Raw genomic sequence first — 20,319 nt, forward strand, 5'->3', positions numbered from 1 at the left:
TGAAAAGGATCTATAAGTAACAAAATTATGTGACCCGCCTTAAACCTCCGGCAAATAAACCGCGTAAAGCGCGCAGGCACTGACCGGGTTGACTATTCTTAGCTCAAAATAGCCTGCTGGAAATCTGATTGATGAGTTCTGCTACCCCTTTGGCACCACTCTTCTCCCGTTCACAGCGTCAGTGCCATCTTTTATTGCTGCTGTTTCTGCCGACACCTTTGCTTACGCTTGAAAAAGTCTGCCAGCTGAATGGCGTCGATCCTGCCGTTGCCCGACAGGATATCGCGGATGTGGGCCTTGAGATACAGCGATATCACCAGCTGGAATTGCACCAGATGGTGGATGGCAGCTTTCGTCTTCATGGAACCGAGTTGGATCGGCGCCTCTGTCTGCTGCACAACCTGCGACGCAGTCTGCGTTTATCGCAGGAGTTCGTCTGCGAGCATTTTGCGGCTCCTCTGCGTCAGCGCCTGAAAGTCATGAAGATTGAAAAAGCGCTGTGGGATGAGACCAATTTACAGGCACTGATCCAGCACTGCAGCCTGCGTCTGAAGCGTGACTTCAGCGAACGCGACCGGCTCTTTCTGCAGATATTCATGAAGTATGGGTTGTGCCAGCGCCAGCCGGTGCTGTTCAGCGAGGCGCAGTGTCTCTGGCTGCAGCAAAAGCCAGAACGCCAGGCCGCCGAGGATGTGATTTACCACTGGCGCAAACGCTGCCACATTGCCCCGCCCGTCAGCGAAGCCGACTTCTGGACACTGTTATTTAGCCAGATTCATACGCCGGTCGTAGACGCGATTGCGCATCCTGCTGAGCAGCAGTTAATGAACGCGACCCAGCAGCTGATTAATGATTTTGAAGCCTGCGCCGGGATCACCTTTGCTGACCGCAACGAACTTCTGCACCAGCTCTATCCTCATCTGGCCCAGGCGCTGGATCGTACCCACTTCAATATCGGTATCGACAATAGCGTGGCGCTGGATGTCAGCCGCCTCTATCCTCGCCTGCTGCGTACGACGCATGAGGCACTGCAGGCTTTTGAGCAGCACTACAACATCACTTTTACGCCGGAAGAGGTGAGCTTAGTCACCATTATTTTTGGTGCCTGGCTGATGCAGGAGAGTGCGCTGCAGGAAAAGCAGGTGCTGATCCTGACCGGCGATGACGCCGATCTGGAACAGGATGTGGAGCAGCAGATCAGGGAGATTACTCTTCTGCCTGTCAATATTACCTATCAGGACGTAAAGCAGTTTCAGCGGGATGGCGCGCCACGGGATGTCGACATTATCATCTCACCCTACCCTACCTCGCTGCCCTTGTTCTCTCCGCCGCTGGTCCATGCCGAACTGCCACTGACGTTACACCATCAGCAGCGCATTCGTTATTTACTGGAGTCGTAGCCGGGACGCAGGAACAGCGCGGGCAGTGCCACCAGCGCCATCACCCAGAACAGATGTCCCTGCAGATGGGTAAACAGCACGCCGCAAATCATCGTCATCACCGCAATACCCCCACCCATCGCCAGCGCGGAATAGAGCGACTGAAGCCGAATCACTTCTGCGCCCTGACGCGCCGCGATAAAGCGCATTGCCGCCAGATGACAGACGGTGAAGCTGCCACAGTGGAGAATCTGCGCTACGATCAGCAGCGGCAGCGCGGTCGTGGCACCCATCAGGCTCCAGCGAATCAGCGCACAGATGCCAGAAAGCAGTAGCAGATCGCGCGCGCTCCAGCGCCGGAACAGCCGGTTGCTCAGGGCAAACACCACAATCTCCGCGACCACGCCCAGCGACCAGAGATAGCCCACCGTCGAGGCGGAATAGCCGCTCTCCTGCCACCAGATAGCGCTGAAGCCATAATAGGCGGCATGCGCGCCCTGCAGCAGCGTCACGCACAGCATGAATCGCCATACCGCATTCTCACGCAGCAACGCCCGCCACACCTGCCAGCCGCCGCCCGCCGCGCCCTGCCGCTCATTGCCCTGCGGCTGAGTGACCGGTGTCAGCATCATGCCCGCCAGCATAGAAATGACTCCGACGGAAAGCAGCAGCAGAATGGCGTTTGAGGAGTAAGCACTGACCAGGACACCGGTTAACGCCGAGCTGATCACAAAAGCCAGCGATCCCCACAGCCTGACCGGCCCGTACGCCAGCCCAATCTGCTGTGTCCAGGTAGCGGCCAGCGCATCACTGAGCGGAACCAGCGGCGAGAAAAAGAGGTTAAAGCCGATCATGACCGTCAGCAGCCACATCCACTGCTCACCCACCCAGAAACCGGCGGCGAACAGGCAGGTCATGAGCGCCAGCAGACGCAGCGCCGTAATCAACCGTGAAGGATTTTTGACCTGAGAAGCGATAAGCAGACTGCCGACAAAGCGTGCCACCATGCCACAGCCGAGCAGGAGACCAATCTTTTCTGCATCCAGGCCGGTGCCTTTCAGCCACACACCCCAGAATGGCAGATAGATGCCGTAACAGAAGAAGTAAGTGAAGTAGCCCAATCCGAGCCATCTGGCGGAGCCGATTGCCATATTCCCTCCAGCAGGTTTGCTGCCTGGCAGCATGAGTGGCCGCTACTCTGGCAGAGCACCGAGGGACAGGCAATAAAAAAGGATGGCAGATGCCATCCTTTTTATGCTGCCTCACAACGGGTTAACGATTAAGCGTAGACCGGCAGACGGCTGCAGATATCCAGCACTTTCTTCTTGGTGCGCTCAATGGTCGCTTCGTCATTGACGTTATCCAGTACATCGGCGATCCAGCCAGCCAGTTCACGCACGTCCGCTTCGTTGAAGCCACGACGGGTAACGGATGGGGTACCGATACGGATACCGGAGGTCACAAACGGGCTTTTCGGATCGTTTGGTACGCTGTTCTTGTTAACCGTGATGTTGGCACGGCCCAGCGCAGCATCCGCTTCTTTACCGGTCAGGTTTTTGCTCACCAGATCGATCAGGAACAGATGGTTATGGGTACCGCCAGAAACGATGTCATAGCCACGCTCAATCAGCACCTCAACCATCGCTTTGGCGTTTTTTGCCACCTGCTGCTGGTAGGTTTTGAATTCCGGCTCCATCGCCTCTTTGAAGGCAACCGCTTTACCGGCGATAACGTGCATCAGAGGACCACCCTGACCGCCAGGGAAGACAGCAGAGTTCAGTTTCTTATAGAAATCTTCGTCGCCGTTTTTCGCCAGAATAATACCACCACGCGGACCCGCCAGCGTTTTGTGGGTGGTCGAGGTCACGATGTGCGCATGCGGGATCGGACTTGGATAGACGTCTGCGGCAACCAGGCCAGCAACGTGCGCCATATCCACAAACAGCCATGCACCGACGCTATCTGCGATTTCGCGCATTTTCGCCCAGTCGCAGACGCCAGAATAAGCTGAGAAACCGCCAACGATCATTTTTGGCTTGTGGGTTTTCGCCAGTTCAGCCAGTTCGTCATAGTCAATTTTGCCGGTCTCATCGATACCGTAAGCAACGACGTTATAGAGTTTGCCGGACAGGTTAACCGGTGAGCCGTGAGTCAAGTGTCCACCGTGCGCCAGGTTCATCCCGAGGATGGTATCGCCCGGCTGCAGCAGCGCTGTGTAAACCGCGAAGTTAGCCTGTGAACCTGAGTGTGGCTGCACGTTAGCGTAATCGGCACCAAACAGCGCTTTTGCACGGTCGATGGCCAGTTGCTCAACGATATCAACGTACTCACAGCCGCCGTAGTAGCGTTTGCCCGGATACCCTTCAGCGTATTTATTGGTGAGCTGAGAACCCTGTGCCTGCATAACACGCGGGCTGGTGTAGTTTTCAGAAGCAATCAGTTCAATGTGCTCTTCCTGACGCACTGTCTCCTGCTCCATCGCCTGCCACAACTCGGCATCGTAATCGGCAATGTTCATATCACGCTTTAACATCCGGATCTCCTGACTCAGCTAACTTTCTGACGGTATTTACCCCCCTTCAGGGGCGAAGGCCCACAGTGTAAACCGTTTTAACAGGTGAAGGTAGGGTGAACCGCCTATTTTTACGCAAACGATTGGCTGGCGACTCGCAGCGCTTTTTTACACCTTTTTGCCCTGTTCAGGTGCCCCTTTTTTTCTCCAGGATGTGACAGCGGCTTCTGATGATGCACCTAAAACTTGCCACCTGAACAACCAGAAAGTTTCCCGGGTTATTTACACCACAGGCGAGGCGGCTATAAGATGCATTTAAAATACATGTTTATAAAGAGGCCACCAAAATGCTTGATGCACACACTATCGCCACCGTTAAATCAACCCTGCCTGCCATCGCCGCCTGCGGTCCAAAGCTGACCGCCCACTTCTATGACCGCATGCTGTCGCAGCATCCGGAACTCAAAAACGTCTTCAACATGAACAACCAGCGCAACGGCGATCAGCGCGAAGCGCTGTTCAACGCCATCTGCGCTTACGGCGCGAATCTGGAGAATCTGGCTGTACTGCTGCCTGCGGTGGAGAAGATCGCACAAAAACATACCAGCCTGAATATTCAGCCTGCACAGTACGCCATCGTTGGTGAAAATCTGCTGGCAACCATTAAAGAGTTGCTGAATCCGGGCGAAGAGGCGCTGGCTGCCTGGGGCCGGGCCTATGGTGTCCTGGCAGATGTCTTCATCAATCGCGAAGAGGAAATTTATCAGGCGACCGAGCAACAGACCGGCGGCTGGCGCGGCACCCGTGCGTTTCGCATCAGCGCGATTGAGCAGCAGAGCGAGGTGATTAAAAGCTTTACCTTCAGTCCGGTGGATGGTGGCCCGGTCGCAGCCTTTAAGCCGGGTCAGTATCTGACAGTGCACCTGCAGCCCGCCAGCTTCGAACATCACCAGATTCGTCAGTACTCACTGACGCATCTCAGCAACGGCAAAGCGTACCGGATTGCAGTCAAACGCGAAGCGCAGGGCACCGTCTCCGGCTGGCTGCATCAGAATGGCAAAGTGGGTGATGAGCTGATGCTTGCCGCGCCGCACGGCGACTTCTTCCTGGAAGTCGAATCTGCCACACCGGTGGCGCTCATCTCCGCAGGCGTAGGTCTGACGCCGATGCTGGCGATGCTTCATGCACTGGCGGCCCGCCAGCACCGCGCGCCGGTTAGCTGGATGCATGCCGCAGAGAACGGCAAACAGCACGCGTTTGGCGAGGAAGTTCGTGCCACTGGCGCGCAGCTCGCCGATTTTGTCAGTCATGTCTGGTATCGCGAACCCGCCGCTGAAGATGCCGGTCGCTATGACGCGCAAGGTCTGATGGATATCACCGCGCTTTCAGCCCGTCTCACCTCACCAGACACCCACTTCTACCTCTGCGGCCCGCTGCCCTTTATGCAGCATGCGGTGGCGCAACTGCGTGATGCCGGTGTGGCAGATTCATACATCCATTACGAACTGTTTGGTCCGCACAAAGGGATGTAAATCTGCTATTAAGTTCAGGCAGCAACAAACAGCCTCAAAGCGAAGGGAACACGGCCAGAAAAGGAAAGCGTCCCGCGACATGGACAAAAACGCCGGGAGCGTTTTTGAACAACGCAACGCGTTGGCCCGTTTACGGGCGCACCTCAGGGATGAGGTGCGTAATCGCGCGGGCCGAGCGTGCCATGGACGGCGGGTTTTGCGTCTTTCCGATCTGACCGTGTTTCCTGAGCTGGCTCGATCTCACAGCCAACCTCACCAGGTTTTTCCAGCATAAAAAAAGCCCGCAGCGCGGGCTTCTTTATGCTCATAGAGAGCGGATAAAAAGACGATCAGATCGCCTCTTCATCCTCTTCGCCAGTACGGATACGCACTACGCGCGCCACGTCGAAGACGAAGATCTTACCGTCACCGATTTTGCCGGTCTGCGCGGTGCGCATAATGGTCTCGACGCAGGTATCAACGATATCGTCGCCCACCACCATCTCGATCTTCACCTTAGGTAAAAAATCGACCATATACTCTGCGCCGCGGTACAGCTCGGTGTGCCCTTTCTGGCGACCAAAGCCCTTCACTTCACTCACGGTCATCCCGGTGATGCCGACTTCCGCTAAGGCTTCACGGACATCATCGAGTTTGAATGGTTTGATAATCGCATCAATCTTTTTCATGTCAGACCCTTTTTCACTCCCTCCATGGTCAGAGGGTTTATCAAGTATAAATGTTGCTGGCGCTGTCGGGCGGTAATATCCGGGATTCTTCAGGTTGCCGCAAGCGCTGTCAGATTATGCTGACCGCACCCATTCTGATTCGGGCCTGAGCAGGCAACCTACCGGTATCACTTCGCAGCTTCCGCTACTCTTTGAAATCACTGGCATCCAGTTCATGACGAGACAGTAGCTTATAGAACTCCGTGCGGTTGCGTCCAGCCAGACGTGCGGCGTTGGTCACATTGCCTTTGGTCATCTGCAACAGCTTACGCAGATAGTTCAGCTCAAACTGATTACGCGCCTCCGCAAAGGTCGGCAACGCGCTGTTTTCGCCGCTCAGCGCCTGCTCCACGAGCGCATCGCTGATCACCGGCGATGAACTCAGCGCTACACACTGCTCAATCACGTTAACCAGTTGACGCACGTTGCCCGGCCAGCTGGCCGCCATCAGACGCTTCATCGCATCGACGGAAAAACTGCGAATCTGCGGCTTATGCCGTTCCGCCGCCTGACGTAACAGATGATTGGCCAGCAGCGGGATATCTTCCGTACGCTGATGCAGCGCCGGAATCTTCAGATTCACCACATTCAGACGATAGAACAGATCTTCGCGAAACTCCTTTTTCTCCATCGCTTTGGGCAGATCGCGATGGGTCGCGGAGATAATCCGCACGTCGATCTCAATATCATGATCGCTGCCCAGCGGCCTGACCTTACGCTCCTGCAACACCCGCAACAATTTAACCTGCAAAGGTTGCGGCATATCGCCAATCTCATCCAGAAACAACGTGCCGCCGCCAGCGGTCTTAAACAGACCTTCGCGGGCACTGACCGCCCCGGTAAACGCGCCTTTGGCATGGCCGAACAGCTCTGACTCCAGCAGTTGTTCCGGCAGTGCGCCACAGTTAATGGCGACAAAAGGCTTACCGTTACGCGGGCTGGCGGCGTGAATCGCCTGCGCCAGCATCTCCTTACCGGTTCCACTCTGACCATTAATCAGCACGCTGACGTCCGACTGCGCCACCATATGCGCCTGCTCCAGCAGCTTGAGCATCAGCGGGCTGCGGGTAACAATCGCCTCACGCCAGCGATCATCGCTGACCGGCGCCTGCTGTGCCAGCGCCTCATCAATGGCTTTGTAGAGCGCATCTTTATCCACCGGCTTGGTCAGGAAGCTGAAGACGCCCTGCTGCGTGGCGGAAACGGCGTCCGGGATCGAGCCATGCGCCGTCAGGATAATCACCGGCAAGTTGGTATGGCGTTTCTGAATCTCGCCAAACAGCGCCAGACCATCCATCTCATCCATCCGCAGATCGCTGATCACCAGCTCGATCTTCTCTTTCTGCAACAGACGCAATGCTTCAGGTCCGCTGCCTGCGGTGGTGACCAGATACCCTTCGCTGCGAAGACGCATGCCCAACAGCTTCAGCAAACTGGGATCGTCATCCACCAGCAGCAATTTTGCCGCTTGTCTCACCATTATTGCTCCTCATCCTGCGGCAGTGCCGTGCCATGACTGCTGTCAGAGACATCCGGGGCTTTACGTGATGAAAGCTGGCGCTCAATATCAGTCAGCCGCTCCAGCTTATGCTGCGTGTCGCTGAGCTGCTGCTGCTGTTTCACCATCTGCTGGCGTATCGCCTCCAGCTGCGTATCGCTGCTCTGCTGCAGATGGGCATAACGGGTGCGCGCTTCACTGAGGTCGAGCTGCGCGGTCTGATTGCTGCGCCACAGCTGAATCAGCGGGCGCACAGACTGCGGGAAATCGCTGCTGTAGCGATCCAGGGTTTCAACATAGCGACGACGCTCCACGGGCGTCACGTTACCGTTCGACATCAGCACGCCCTGTTTAAAGGCGCGCGACCAGTTCTCTGCTGGCCAGCGATGGGCTTCGGCACGGGCCTCGGCAGGAGAAAGACGTTCAGCACAGTCGATCGCCCGCATCCAGTAAAGGGTATTCCCCAGCGCCGCACTATTCTCTATCGACCACAGATCACTGCAGGGTGTCGCCAGATAATCAGCAATTCTGACCCCGGGTTCCGCCACCTGATGGCCTGATGGCAAAGAAGAGGTGGCCGGGGAGGTCGTACATCCGCTGAGGAGCAGCGTAGTCAGCGTGCTCATCAGCAAAGTGGGTAAATATTTCATCAGTCAGACTTTCCCGGCTGTGGTGTTCAGTTCAATTCGAAAACAGACGTCAGCCTGCTCGCAGGAGACCAGCGTCAGGTCGCCGTGCATCCGTCGCAGGCAATCTTTGGCAATACTTAATCCCAGCCCGCTGCCTTTTACCGGCCCTTTGCGCTGCTGGCTGCCCTGGAAGAAGGGTTCGAAAATCATCGCCTGCTCTTCCAGCGGAATCGGCGTGCCGCTATTCGCGACCTCAATCCAGATCCGATCGCCCTGCTGCTGACTGCGAAGCCAGATGGTACCGGATTCGCTGCCGTAGTTCACGGCGTTCGAATAGAGGTTATCGATGACCCGCATCAGTAACGTCGGTTCGGCAAGACAGTGACTGGCCTCAAGATTGACCACCGTCTGCATCAGTTTGGCACGCGCCGAGAGCGCATGTGCATTCACCACGCCCTCCACGATCTCCGGCACGCTGACCGGCTTCAGCTCAATCGGGCCATCCGCCAGTTTACGGTTGTAATCGAGCAGCTGTTCAATCAGACGCTGCAGATGGCGGCTGCTGCCGTCGAGGATAGTCACCACCTCTTTCTGCTCGGCGTTCAGCGACCCGGCGACTTCGTCCGCCAGCAGTTCGGTGCCTTCACGCAGGCTGGCCAGCGGCGTTTTCAGTTCGTGAGAGAGATGGCGCAGAAATTCATGACGCTGCGATTCCAGCCAGGCAAGCCGTTCGCTGAGCCAGACGATGCGCTGTCCCAGCGAGCGTAACTCGCGCGGGCCGCGAAAGGTCACGCTGTTGCCCAGCTCCCGCCCTTCACCAAGCCGGTTGATCATCCGCTCGATGCGCTTGACCGGACCGATGATCATGCCGGTAAACAGCGTCATCAGCGCCAGACTGATGATAAACAGAATCAGCGCCTGCCAGCCAAAAAACTGGCCGCGATCGGCGATTTCACGCTGCAGCTGTAAGCCGCGCGAAAATACCACCTCGCGCGTGTCCTGCACCATCTGTGCGTTAGTGGCAGAAAAACGATCCAGCGCCTCTGCGGCAGCCGGAACCGGGTTGCCGTTATCGCATTTCAGGGGTGTCAGCAGCGGCAGCGTCGCTTGCAGGGTCTGGAAGGCGGGCAGTTCGGGCAGGCTGGCGCTGTGCGAGCTCAGCATCTGACTGTAGCGGGTGTGCTGGGTCTGATAAAGACGCGCCAGCGAGGCATCATCCAGCACGCAGTACTGGCGATAGCTGCGCTCCAGCTCAACCGCCGTTCGCGCCATCGCCTCACTTCTGCGCACATCGGTGAAGGTATTGCGGTTAGTGTCCGCAGCCTGTTCGCTTAACGCTGAGAGACTTTCCCACGCCTGCCAGGCCAGCACCAGCAAGGGCAGCAGCACCAGTACAAACGCCATCAGCACCAGCTGACGCAGAGAACGGGGAAATAGACGCCATTTTTTCACGCAGCCGCTTCCTTAAGATTTGCTGTCTGGATGCTAGCGGACTCTGTCACTGGAAGAAAGGAGTCAGTGGAAGAAAGGTGTCGGTAGCAGAAAGGGAACAAAAGAAAACGGCAGGCTCAATGGCCTGCCGCTGGCACGACGCGTAGTGCATCGCGTAAGAATGGGTGGAGCCTTACTCAACGTTACGTCCGGTGTTTGATAACGCAAGCGATTATCGGTCAGGTGGACGGCAGGCTCCGTTTGGTGCGTCATTCGGGCTTTATGAGCTCTTATCCGCTAAGCGGGGCAATCATAAACAGGTGAATGAGCAGCTGCAGGAGTATAGCAAGTTCCATGCCAGAAAATAAATCATTATATTTTTCAGCATATTGAATCAGCCTGCCCGATCACTCTTGCGAAAATTCCGATATCAGCAGTGGTGATCTGTCTCCACAAGACGACAGTAAATCACGCCAGATGTGCGCTCATTTAAAATCAACGGGATAGATGTCGCCATATAGAGACAGTGTGGCATCCTCATTGTCGCCATTTCCCAACAGTGGCACAAAAAAAGAACAGGAGGCACACTGGCCTCCTGTTCATCTCAGCGGATTAAATTAACCCAGCTGTCTGCGCGCATTGCGGAAAATACGCATCCACGGGCTGTCTTCGCCCCACTCTGCCGGGTGCCAGGAGTTGCTGACGGTGCGGAACACACGCTCCGGATGCGGCATCATGATGGTGACGCGACCACTTTCGTTGGTTACGGCGGTAATGCCGTTCGGAGAACCATTCGGATTAGCCGGATAGGTTTCTGTCACCTTGCCGAAGTTATCGACGAAGCGCAGTGCCACCAGACCTTTCGACTCCAGCGCCGCCAGATGCGTCGCATCACGTACTTCAACAAAGCCTTCACCGTGCGAAACCGCGATAGGCATATGCGAACCGGCCATACCGTCCAGCAGCAATGATGGACTGGCGGCCACTTCGACCAGGCTAAAGCGGGCTTCAAAGCGCTCAGACTGGTTGCGCACAAAGCGCGGCCAGAGATCGCTGCCTGGGATCAGTTCACGCAGATTCGACATCATCTGGCAACCGTTGCAGACGCCCAGCGCCAGGGTCTGCGGACGATGGAAGAAGGTTTCGAACTCGTCACGCACGCGTGGGTTGAACAGAATCGATTTCGCCCAGCCCTCACCGGCACCCAGCACATCGCCGTAAGAGAAGCCGCCACAGGCGACCAGCGCCTGGAACTCTTCCAGACCGCGACGACCGGCCAGCAGATCGCTCATATGGACGTCAATGGCGGTGAAACCAGCCCGATCAAAGGCGGCGGCCATCTCCACATGGGAGTTGACGCCCTGCTCACGCAGCACAGCGACGCGTGGACGTGCGCCAGTTGCGATCATCGGCGCAGCCACATCTTCCTGCGGGTTAAAGGTCAGATTAACGTTCAGGCCAGGATCGCTGTCGTTCTTCTTCGCTTCATGTTCCTGATCGGCACACGCCGGGTTGTCGCGCAGGCGCTGCATCTGCCAGGTCGTTTCTGCCCACCAGGTGCGCAGCGTATTGCGACTTTCACTGTAGACCGCGCTGTCACCGGAACGGATCACAAAGCGATCGCCCGGCTGCGCACTGCCCAGCAGATGCGTGGCGGCGGCAAGGCCGTGATCCGCCAGAATCTGCTCAACCGCACTGCGATCGGCGGCGTTGATCTGAATCACCGCGCCCAGCTCTTCGGTAAACAGGGCGGCCAGCGCATCGTTACCCAGCGAGGCTATATCAACGTCGATGCCGCAGTGACCGGCAAAGGCCATCTCGGCCAGCGTCACCAGCAGACCGCCGTCGGAGCGATCGTGGTAAGCCAGCAGTTTCTGCTCAGCCACCAGCGCCTGAATCGCATTGAAGAAGCCAGCCAGCTGTGTGGCATCACGCACGTCGGCAGGTTTGTCGCCGAGCTGACGATAGACCTGCGACAGCGCGGTTGCGCCCAGCGTATTCGCGCCGTTGCCCAGGTCGATCAGCAGCAGCAGGTTGTCCTGATCGGCCTGCAGCTGGGGCGTCACGGTGCGACGCACATCTTCGACGCGGGCAAAGGCGGTAATCACCAGCGACAGCGGCGAGGTCATCTCACGCTGCTCTGTGCCTTCCTGCCAGCGGGTTTTCATCGACATCGAATCTTTACCGACCGGGATGGTGATCCCCAGCGCCGGACACAGCTCTTCGCCGACGGCTTTCACGGCCGCATATAAACCGGCATCTTCACCCGGATGACCGGCTGCGGACATCCAGTTAGCCGAGAGTTTCACGCGTTTCAGCGAGCCAATCTGCGTTGCCGCCAGGTTAGTCAGTGCTTCACCTACTGCCAGACGGCCCGACGCCGCGAAGTCCAGCAGCGCAACCGGTGAACGTTCGCCTAAAGCAAAGGCTTCACCATGGTAGCTGTCGAGGCTGGCGGTGGTCACTGCACAGTTGGCAACCGGGATCTGCCACGGTCCGACCATCTGGTCACGCGCCACCATGCCGGTCACGCTGCGGTCACCGATGGTGATCAGGAAGGTTTTTTCCGCCACGGCAGGCAGATGCAGTACGCGATTCACCGCATCGACCAGCGTGATGCCGTCGCGCTGCAGGGCGGTGCCCTGCGCCTGCTGCGTCACCACATCCCGCGTCATCTTCGGCGTTTTGCCCAGCAGCACATCAAGCGGCATGTCGATCGGCTTGTTATCGAAATGGCTGTCTTCCAGGCTCAGGTGCAGTTCTTCAGTTGCTTCACCAATCACCGCAAACGGTGCGCGTTCGCGCTGGCAAATTGCCTCGAACTGCGCCAGTTGGTCAGGTGCCACGGCCATCACATAACGTTCCTGTGATTCGTTACACCAGACTTCCAGCGGGCTCATGCCTGGCTCATCACTCAGGATGTCACGCAGGTTAAACCGGCCACCACGGCCGCCGTCGCTGACCAGCTCCGGCATAGCATTGGAGAGGCCTCCTGCACCCACGTCGTGGATAAACAGAATCGGATTCTCATCGCCAAGTTGCCAGCAGCGGTCAATCACTTCCTGGCAACGGCGTTCCATCTCCGGGTTATCACGCTGTACCGAGGCGAAGTCGAGGTCAGCATCCGACTGACCCGACGCCATGGATGAGGCCGCGCCGCCGCCCAGGCCAATGTTCATGGCTGGACCGCCCAGCACCACCAGCTTCGCGCCAACGGTGATTTCGCCTTTCTGCACGTGGTCGGCACGGATGTTACCGATGCCGCCCGCCAGCATGATCGGCTTGTGGTAGCCGCGCAGTTCGGTGCCGTTGTGGCTGGTGACCTGCTCTTCATAGGTACGGAAGTAGCCATTCAGGGCCGGACGACCAAATTCATTGTTAAACGCAGCGCCGCCCAGCGGTCCGTCGGTCATGATCTCCAGCGCGCTGACGATGCGGGCCGGTTTGCCAAAGTCCTCTTCCCACGGCTGCTCAAAGCCCGGGATACGCAGGTTAGAGACCGAGAATCCGACCAGGCCCGCTTTGGGCTTAGAGCCACGTCCGGTTGCGCCTTCATCACGGATTTCACCACCGGAACCGGTCGCGGCACCTGGCCACGGTGAAATCGCCGTTGGGTGGTTGTGAGTTTCCACCTTCATCAGGATGTGCGCCGCTTCCTGATGCCAGCGGTATTCGCTCTCTCCGGCATCCGCAAAGAAGCGACCCACCTCTGAGCCTTCCATCACGGCGGCGTTATCTTTATAAGCAGAGAGCACGTAGTCCGGCGTCTGCTCCATGGTGTTTTTGATCATCTTGAACAGCGATTTCGGCTGTTTCTCGCCGTCGATAATCCAGTCGGCATTGAAGATCTTGTGACGACAGTGCTCAGAGTTCGCCTGCGCAAACATATAGAGTTCAATGTCGTTGGGATTACGACCCAGTGCGGTAAACGCCGCCACCAGATAGTCAATTTCATCGTCAGCCAGCGCCAGACCCAGGGAGATATTAGCCTGAACCAGCGCCTGACGGCCCTCACCCAGCAGATCGACACTTTTCACCGGCTGCGGCGTGTGTTGCGCGAACAGTTGCTCAGCCTGCGCCAGATCGCTACAGACCGTTTCCATCATCCGATCGTGCAGCAGAGTGCCCAGCGTTTGCCACTGCGCTTCAGTCAGTTGGGGAGCTTGGACATAGAAGGCCAGACCACGTTCCAGACGACGCACCTGCGGCAGGCCACAGTTGTGGGCGATGTCGGTCGCTTTGGATGACCAGGGTGAAATCGTGCCGGGACGTGGCGTCACCAGCAGCAAACGACCCTGTGGGGCATGTTCAGCCAGAGAGGGACCATATTTCAGCAGGCGTTGCAGACGGCTCTGTTCGTCAGCGCTTAAGGGCGTACTGACATCAGCAAAATGGATGTACTCAGCGTAAATATCACTCACCGGCAGATGAGCGTCCTGAAAGCGGGTCAGCAGTTTGTTTACACGAAATGCCGACAGGGCGGGCGAACCACGCAGAATTTCCATTAATAAGTCTCTCGTCAGGGCGCCGGGCGACGCCTCATTGGGCGCAACAGGGAAAACGGGGCGTATTATAGAGAAAGCGACCTCTCGACGAAACCGTTTGCGCACAATTTTTGGCAACCCGGATTTGCCTGAAATTTGCGCAAAAGCTGCTATAAAAGTTGCTCAGCGTGATTTAGTTGCGCAAAATGCCCCTCGCTCTGGGAGTTCAAAGAAGATAAATACTGCCTTTAAAAGACAGAGGCCTTAGAGCCAGCGAGAGATAACTATTTGAAACGCCTGAAATTTAATTATCTGTTTATCGGTCTGGTTGCCGTGCTGTTAGCGTTAGCGCTGTGGCCATCCATTCCCTGGTACGGGGGTGGGCAGGACCAGATTTCACAGATCAAATCGCGGGGAGTGCTGCGTGTCAGTACCATCAACTCCCCATTGACTTACTACACAGTGAATCAATCTCCGGCCGGTATGGATTATGAGCTGGCAAAACGCTTCGCCGATTATCTGGGCGTCAAACTTAAGGTGACGGTTCGTCCTAACCTGAGCGATCTGTTTGATGACCTGGACGATGGCAAAGCTGATTTGCTGGCCGCTGGCCTGAACTACAACAATGAACGCCTGACGCGCTATCAGACCGGGCCAGGTTACTACAACGTTTCGCAGCAGCTGGTCTATCGCGTGGATAAGCCACGCCCTAAAAACCTCGGTGACTTAAAGGGGCGGCTGACAGTTGCGTCCGGATCGGCTTATCTGTCCACGCTCAAGAGCGCACGTTCCAATCAGTTCCCCGATCTGGACTGGGCGATCTCCACCGATCAGAGTCCTAAAGCCCTGCTGGAAGCGGTGGCCGACGGCAAGCTCGACTACACGATTGGCGATTCCGTCACCATCGCCCTGTTGCAGCGCATCTATCCGCAGCTGGCGGTGGCGTTCGACGTTACCGATGAAGAGCCGGTGACCTGGTATGTGCGGCACAGCGATGATGACAGCCTGAATGCGGCGATGCTCGACTTCTTTAACGGGATGGGTGAAGAAGGCGCGATGGCGCGGCTGGAGGAGAAATATCTCGGCCACGTCGGCACCTTTGATTATGTCGATACCCGCACTTTCCTGCGCGCCATCGACAATACGCTGCCCGACATCAAGCCGCTGTTTGAGAAGTACGCCACCAGCATTGACTGGCGACTGCTGGCTGCCATCTCCTATCAGGAGTCACACTGGAACCCGCAGGCCACCTCCCCGACCGGCGTGCGCGGCATGATGATGCTGACGCGTAACACCGCTGAGAGCCTGGATGTGGGCGATCGGACTGATCCCGAACAGAGCATTCGCGGCGGCAGTCAGTATCTGCAGGATATGATGGCGAAAGTGCCGCAGACTATCCCGGAAGATGAGCGCATCTGGTTCGCGCTGGCGGCGTATAACATGGGTTATGCCCATATGCTCGACGTCCGAAAGCTGACGGCGCGCCAGGGCGGTGATCCGGACAGCTGGGCGGATGTGAAGCTGCGTCTGCCGATGCTGAGTCAGAAGCGTTACTACACCCAGACGACGTATGGCTACGCCCGTGGGCATGAAGCCTATAACTACGTGGAGAATATCCGCAAGTATCAGATCAGCCTGGTGGGCTATCTGCAGGAGCAGGAGAAGCGTCTGACGCAGCAGGCGGAAGCCCAGGCCGAACTGGCGAAAGGCTATCCGGCGGTTGAACCGAAGATTGCGATGAACTAACCCTGGCGCTGCGCCTGACGCAGCGCTTTTTTCTGCTGGCGACGCATACGGAAGAAGTCGCTCAGCATGGCGGCGCACTCTTCTGCCAGCACACCGCTGTGCAGTTCAACCTGATGATTCATGCCGGGATGGCCCAGCACATCCAGCAGCGATCCCGCCGCCCCACTTTTAATATCGTGCGCACCATAGACCAGTCGCGTAATACGGCTGTGAACCATAGCACCGGCGCACATCACGCACGGCTCCAGCGTCACGTAAAGCGTGGTATCCAGCAGACGGTAATTTTCCAGCACTTTACCGCCCTGGCGCAGAGCCATGATCTCGGCATGCGCCGTCGGATCGTGCTGGCCGATGGGCCGGTTCCAGCCTTCGCCAATCACCCGGTCGTTCTGAACCAGCACCGCACCCACCGGCACTTCGCCCTGCTCCCAGGCCCGGCGCGCCAGGCCAAGCGCATGGCGCATCCAGTATTCATCTTGTTGTTTCACGCTGACCACTCCGGGCGACTGAAAAGCGGCGCATTATAGCGGTCTCACCGATCCTTTAGAAACTTATTCCAGCTGTTGCAGCTCACCCGCCGGAGTCACACGCCAGCGATGCTGACAGAAGAACAGCAGCGGGTTGTCCTGTTTGCTGTCGCTGTAGCCGCTGTAGAGCTGTAATGGCGTGCCGATTTTCTCTTCCAGCTGCGCCACTTTCTCATGGCCCAGGCAGCGCATCGCCAGCACCCGTCCGCCCCAGCCGCGCTGCATCTGGCTGGCAATCAGCTTCACGCGAGGCAGGAACGCGGAGTCGTGATAGACCTGCTCCACCAGCGACTGTGGCGATCCGGTGATCAGCCAGACGTCAGCGTCATCACTGCCGAGGTAATCGGTCAGGCGCTGCTGCACCACCGGAAACGCTTTGACGCGCAGGCGGAACCACTGCGCAAACTCCGCTTCGAGGCGCAGCAATGTCCGCTCAGAGCGGCCAAAGGTAATGGACCAGAGCAGCAGGCTCATGGGCCAGCGTGCCGCCCGGCCTTTAAACAGCAGGCCAATACCCACCACCGGCAACAGTGGCACCACCAGCAGCAGATTTAGCGGCCGGCGACGCAGCAGATAGCGCATAAAGGTGCCAAACATGTCCTGCTGATGCAAAGTGCCATCCAGGTCAAAAAATACGATGCGACGTTGTGTTCCCCTGGTCAAACAACTCTCCTTTACGGCTGATTCTGGGATGATAAAGAGTAGTGTAGCCATCATCAGGCGGTACGGCGATGACTGTCATTTTTAATTCCGATGACTACAATGCCTGATGAATAGTTTATTCTTCACTGATTATCCCTGAATTACGAGGATTGGGCATGAGTTCATTGCTGCGCATTCGCCAGCTTTATCCACGTCTGGCATTGAACGAGCGTCGGCTGGCGGATTTTTTACTGTCGCAACCCGATCGGGCGCGTCACCTGAGTTCACAGAAACTGGCGGAAGAGTCCGGCGTCAGTCAGTCCAGCGTGGTGAAGTTTGCTCAGAAGCTGGGATATAAAGGATTTCCGGCACTTAAGCTGGCCCTGAGTGAGTCACTGGCGGACAAAGATGCCATTACCGTGCATAACCATATTCTCAGCGACGACCCGCTTAAGATGGTGGGTGAAAAGCTGCTGACAGAAAAGCTCTCGGCGATCCGCGCCACGCTGGATATTAATAGCGAAGAGAAGCTCAACGACGTGTTACAGCTGCTGAAAAATGCCCGGCGCATTTTACTGGTGGGCATCGGCGCATCGGGTCTGGTGGCGAAGGACTTCTCATGGAAGCTGATGAAGATCGGCATTAATGCGGTGGCAGAACAGGATATGCACGCCCTGCTGGCCAGCGTGCAGGCGATGGGGCCAGGCGATGTGCTGCTCGCCATCTCTTACACCGGGGAGCGGCGGGAGATCAATCTGGCGGCGCAGGAAGCGGTTCAGGTGGGCGCGGATGTGGTGGCGTTTACCGGCTTTACGCCGAATACCCTGCAGCAGAGCGCCAGTTACTGTCTCTATACGGTAGCGGAAGAGCAGAGTACCCGCAGCGCGGCGATCTCCTCCACTACGGCACAGCTGGCACTGACCGATCTGCTGTTTATGGCGCTGGTGCAAAACGATCCGGAGCGCGCATCGAGCCATATTCGTCACAGCGAAGCGCTGGTGAAAAAGCTGGTCTGATCAGCGGCAGCGCGTATAATACCCGCGCTTTTTCTGTTGTTATCAGGTGGGTAAAATGGCGCTGTTGATTACGTCCAGATGCATTAACTGCGATATGTGTGAACCGGAGTGCCCGAACCAGGCGATTTCACTGGGCGATGCGATCTATGAGATTGATGTCAGCCGCTGCACGGAATGCGTCGGGCATTATGAGGTGCCAACCTGTCAGCGGGTCTGCCCCATCGACAACACCATCATCATTGACCCACAGCACACCGAATCACGCGATGCGCTGTGGGAGAAGTTCGTGCTGCTGCACGGCTAGCTTTCAATAATCACCGTGGCGCAGGCGTAGTGACGCTCATCGGCCAGCGTCACGTGAACGTGCTTAACGCCCAGCCTCTCCGCCACGTCAGCGGCATGCTGAAAAAAGCGTAACCCCGGTTTTCCCAGCGCATCGTTATAAACTTCAAACTGATTAAACGCCAGGCCACCGCGAATGCCGGTGCCAAAGGCTTTTGCTGCCGCCTCTTTCACCGCAAAGCGTTTAGAGAGAAAGCGCACCGGCTGCTTGTGCGCCTGGTACTGCTGCCATTCGGCTTCGCTCAGTACCCGACGCGCCAGCCGGTCGCCGGAGCGCTCTATCACCCCGGCGATGCGTTCAATCTCAACGATGTCCGTACCCAGTCCGAGAATAGCCATCAGCGGCGGGCTTCACGCAGCAGCTGTTTCATCTCTCTGACCGCATCCGGCAGGCCACTCATCACCGCACGGCCGATAATCGCATGGCCGATATTCAGCTCATGCATTTCCGGCAGCGCCGCAATCGGCAGCACGTTGTGGTAGGTCAGACCGTGACCGGCGTTGACCTTCAGCCCCAGGCTGGCGGCAAAGGTCGCGGCATGGCGAATGCGCGCCAGCTCAGCGTCACGTGCCAGACCCTCGGGTGCCTCGGCATACGCGCCGGTGTGGATTTCGATATAAGGCGCACCGGTGGCAACGGCCGCTTCAATCTGGCGGTGGTCGGCATCGATAAACAGCGAAACCAGAATGCCGGCATCTTTCAGCAGTCGGACGGCCGCGTTCATCTTCTCCTGCTGTCCCGCCACATCCAGTCCACCTTCCGTTGTCACTTCCTGACGCTTTTCCGGCACCAGGCAGCAGAAATGGGGCTGGATATCACAGGCGATGCCGATCATCTCATCGGTGACCGCCATCTCCAGATTCATGCGCGTCTGGATCGTGTCACGCAGAATACGCACGTCGCGATCGGTAATGTGACGGCGATCTTCGCGCAGGTGAACGGTGATGCCGTCTGCGCCCGCCTGCTCGGCGATAAACGCCGCCTGAACCGGATCGGGATAGTTTGTCCCACGCGCGTTACGCACCGTGGCAATGTGATCGATATTGACGCCTAACAGCAACTCAGCCATGACCATCCTCACTTCTTTTCCATCGTGATGTTGAGTGTACCGCGCAAATATCAACAGGCGGTACGACCCGCGCTATTCTTCTGCCTGTTCGGGCTTTTTCTTCGGGATAAACTGGCGGAACAGCTCATGACTTTTCAGCGGCTTGCCACCAAGATACGGCTTCAGAGCGATACGGGTAAAGCGCTTCGCGGCACGCAGGGTGTCGGCATCGGGAAATTCTCGCTCGCACAGGGCCTGCAACTCGCGGCCGGTAAAGCTGCGATTATTCACCACCAGACTGGCGATAAAACCCCGCTCTTCACGATAGCTGTAAGTCATGTCGTCGCTGACCGGCTCACCGCTGCCAGCGCAGTGCAGGAAGTCGACGCCGTAACCCAGGTGACCGAGCAGCGCCAGTTCAAAGCGTCGCAGTGCAGGTTCGGGCTTGCCGTGTGTTGAGGCTAATGCCTGAAGACAGTTGAGATAGTCGAAGAAGAGTTCCGGGAAGGGAGATTCCTGCTGCAGTACGCGTGAGACCAGCTCATTGACGTAGAGACCGCAGTAAAGCGTGATGCCGCTGAGCGGTAAGGCCAGCGACACTGCTTCGGCATTGCGCAGGGTTTTAACCTCCCCGCGCCCGCTCCAGCGAACCAGCAGCGGGGTAAAAGGTTGTAACGCGCCTTTCAGGTGCGAGCGCCGCGAACGTGCGCCCTTAGCCAGTACCCGCACCCGCCCTTCACTTTCGCTGAACAGGTCGAGCAGCAGGCTGGTTTCGCTGAAGGGACGACTATGCAGCACAAAGGCGCGTTGCCAGCCTTCCATTGA

17 protein-coding genes are annotated in these 20,319 nt (G+C 57.4%); 5 read left to right on the forward strand and 12 right to left on the reverse strand.

The annotated features are described in order from the left end of the window. The first annotated feature begins 131 nt into the window (after positions 1–131). On the forward strand, positions 132–1,400 hold the full coding sequence (csiE, locus tag ACN1CO_RS10560) for a stationary phase inducible protein CsiE (RefSeq protein ID WP_419138889.1): 1,269 nt from the start codon (positions 132–134) through the stop codon (positions 1,398–1,400). On the opposite strand, the gene ACN1CO_RS10565 is transcribed toward csiE, so the two are convergent. Together ACN1CO_RS10565 and glyA are read right to left on the reverse strand one after the other, a co-directional pair. Then, the gene (locus tag ACN1CO_RS10565) at positions 1,382–2,530 is read right to left on the reverse strand and encodes a 3-phenylpropionate MFS transporter (RefSeq protein ID WP_419138890.1); all 1,149 of its coding nucleotides are present in this window, start codon (positions 2,528–2,530) and stop codon (positions 1,382–1,384) included. The genes csiE and ACN1CO_RS10565 overlap by 19 nt on opposite strands. Positions 2,531–2,658: 128 nt before the next feature. Beyond that, the gene (gene glyA, locus ACN1CO_RS10570) at positions 2,659–3,912 is read right to left on the reverse strand and encodes a serine hydroxymethyltransferase (protein WP_283547299.1); all 1,254 of its coding nucleotides are present in this window, start codon (positions 3,910–3,912) and stop codon (positions 2,659–2,661) included. A gap of 326 nt (positions 3,913–4,238) precedes the next feature. On the opposite strand from glyA, the gene hmpA reads away from it, so the two are divergent. Next, positions 4,239–5,423, forward strand: coding sequence for an NO-inducible flavohemoprotein (gene hmpA / locus ACN1CO_RS10575; protein ID WP_419138891.1), 1,185 nt, complete (start codon positions 4,239–4,241; stop codon positions 5,421–5,423). 329 nt (positions 5,424–5,752) lie between these two features. Here the strand turns inward: hmpA and glnB are convergent, their stop codons facing one another. The 5 genes from glnB to purL all read right to left on the reverse strand — a co-directional run bounded on the left by glnB (position 5,753) and on the right by purL (position 14,193). Continuing rightward, the gene (gene glnB, locus ACN1CO_RS10580; RefSeq protein WP_003848647.1) at positions 5,753–6,091 is read right to left on the reverse strand and encodes a nitrogen regulatory protein P-II; all 339 of its coding nucleotides are present in this window, start codon (positions 6,089–6,091) and stop codon (positions 5,753–5,755) included. Between the two features lie 184 nt (positions 6,092–6,275). After that, positions 6,276–7,610, reverse strand: coding sequence for a two-component system response regulator GlrR (gene glrR, locus ACN1CO_RS10585; protein ID WP_419138892.1), 1,335 nt, complete (start codon positions 7,608–7,610; stop codon positions 6,276–6,278). Continuing rightward, positions 7,610–8,278, reverse strand: a complete 669-nt coding sequence (gene qseG, locus ACN1CO_RS10590) for a two-component system QseEF-associated lipoprotein QseG (RefSeq protein WP_419138893.1) — start codon at positions 8,276–8,278, stop codon at positions 7,610–7,612. The genes glrR and qseG overlap by 1 nt, the downstream gene beginning before the upstream one ends. Positions 8,279–8,281: 3 nt before the next feature. Beyond that, complete coding sequence (locus tag ACN1CO_RS10595; RefSeq protein WP_419138894.1) at positions 8,282–9,709, reverse strand: HAMP domain-containing sensor histidine kinase; 1,428 nt, start codon at positions 9,707–9,709, stop codon at positions 8,282–8,284. A gap of 596 nt (positions 9,710–10,305) precedes the next feature. Next, positions 10,306–14,193: a phosphoribosylformylglycinamidine synthase gene (purL, locus tag ACN1CO_RS10600; protein ID WP_419138895.1), complete on the reverse strand. Its 3,888-nt coding sequence runs from the start codon at positions 14,191–14,193 to the stop codon at positions 10,306–10,308. A 267-nt stretch (positions 14,194–14,460) separates the two neighbouring features. On the opposite strand from purL, the gene mltF reads away from it, so the two are divergent. Further along, positions 14,461–15,918 (forward strand): membrane-bound lytic murein transglycosylase MltF, encoded by a 1,458-nt coding sequence (mltF, locus tag ACN1CO_RS10605; RefSeq protein ID WP_090958598.1) that lies wholly within the window; start codon positions 14,461–14,463, stop codon positions 15,916–15,918. On the opposite strand, the gene tadA is transcribed toward mltF, so the two are convergent. Together tadA and yfhb are read right to left on the reverse strand one after the other, a co-directional pair. Further along, complete coding sequence (gene tadA, locus ACN1CO_RS10610; RefSeq protein WP_419138896.1) at positions 15,915–16,406, reverse strand: tRNA adenosine(34) deaminase TadA; 492 nt, start codon at positions 16,404–16,406, stop codon at positions 15,915–15,917. The genes mltF and tadA overlap by 4 nt on opposite strands. 63 nt (positions 16,407–16,469) lie before the next feature. Then, complete coding sequence (gene yfhb, locus ACN1CO_RS10615; protein WP_419138897.1) at positions 16,470–17,108, reverse strand: phosphatidylglycerophosphatase C; 639 nt, start codon at positions 17,106–17,108, stop codon at positions 16,470–16,472. A gap of 155 nt (positions 17,109–17,263) precedes the next feature. Here yfhb and ACN1CO_RS10620 point away from each other — a divergent pair, with 155 nt between their 5' ends. Beyond that, entirely contained in the window at positions 17,264–18,103 is an 840-nt protein-coding gene (locus ACN1CO_RS10620) for a MurR/RpiR family transcriptional regulator (RefSeq protein WP_010257643.1), read from the forward strand. A gap of 55 nt (positions 18,104–18,158) precedes the next feature. Continuing rightward, positions 18,159–18,407, forward strand: a complete 249-nt coding sequence (locus ACN1CO_RS10625) for a YfhL family 4Fe-4S dicluster ferredoxin (protein ID WP_090958589.1) — start codon at positions 18,159–18,161, stop codon at positions 18,405–18,407. Here the strand turns inward: ACN1CO_RS10625 and acpS are convergent. The 3 genes from acpS to recO form a co-directional block, all read right to left on the reverse strand. Continuing rightward, a complete protein-coding gene (acpS, locus tag ACN1CO_RS10630) occupies positions 18,404–18,784 on the reverse strand; it encodes a holo-ACP synthase (RefSeq protein WP_110411084.1) in 381 nt (126 codons plus the stop codon). The two genes, ACN1CO_RS10625 and acpS, sit on opposite strands and share 4 nt — an antisense overlap. Next, complete coding sequence (gene pdxJ / locus ACN1CO_RS10635) at positions 18,784–19,515, reverse strand: pyridoxine 5'-phosphate synthase (protein WP_419138898.1); 732 nt, start codon at positions 19,513–19,515, stop codon at positions 18,784–18,786. The genes acpS and pdxJ overlap by 1 nt, the downstream gene beginning before the upstream one ends. 72 nt (positions 19,516–19,587) lie before the next feature. Further along, on the reverse strand, positions 19,588–20,316 hold the full coding sequence (gene recO, locus ACN1CO_RS10640) for a DNA repair protein RecO (RefSeq protein WP_419138899.1): 729 nt from the start codon (positions 20,314–20,316) through the stop codon (positions 19,588–19,590). Positions 20,317–20,319: the final 3 nt, after the last annotated feature.

Origin of the sequence: Pantoea sp. R13S299 (assembly GCF_048515925.1) — a bacterium.
In the GTDB taxonomy this organism is placed as follows: domain Bacteria; phylum Pseudomonadota; class Gammaproteobacteria; order Enterobacterales; family Enterobacteriaceae; genus Pantoea.